The organism is Bradyrhizobium sp. CCBAU 51745, assembly GCF_028128715.1.
Lineage (GTDB): Bacteria > Pseudomonadota > Alphaproteobacteria > Rhizobiales > Xanthobacteraceae > Bradyrhizobium > Bradyrhizobium manausense.
Genome location: NZ_LBJP01000020.1, coordinates 1 through 455 on the forward strand (window position 1 = coordinate 1; position 455 = coordinate 455).

General features: G+C 65.1%; 1 protein-coding gene. It reads right to left on the reverse strand.

The genetic code is table 11. The features are described from left to right. Positions 1-455: IS66 family transposase zinc-finger binding domain-containing protein (locus tag XH98_RS12885; RefSeq protein ID WP_271618801.1), on the reverse strand; the 455-nt coding region annotated here is incomplete at both ends.

Below are 455 nucleotides of genomic sequence, written 5' to 3' on the forward strand. Positions count from 1 at the left end.
AGGCGCCGACCTGGTCAGCCAGTGTCGACAGACTCAGATCGATGCCCTCCCGGGCGTAGCGCTCGCTCTGCCGATTCAAGGGCTGGTGCTGGCCGAACTTCTCGAACAGGATCATGGCCAGCAGGTTCGGCCGGGCAAAGCCGCGCGGCGTCACGTGGAAGGGGGCTGGCGGCTGGGTGATCGTCTCGCAGTCCCGGCACGAGAACTTCTCGCGCACCGTCTGGATCACCTTCCACTGCCGGGGAACGACCTCCAGCGTCTCGGTAATGTCTTCGCCCAGCTTTGATAGCTTCGATGAGCCACAGCAAGGGCAGCTCTGCGGTGCGGCGATCACGACCCGCTCGCGCGGTAAATGTTCGGGGAACGGTTTGCGCGACGGACGCTTGCGCTGGAAGGATTGTACCGTCTGTGTCTTGGCCGCCGCCCTCTCGGCCGCCAGCTCGTCTTCGGTTGCG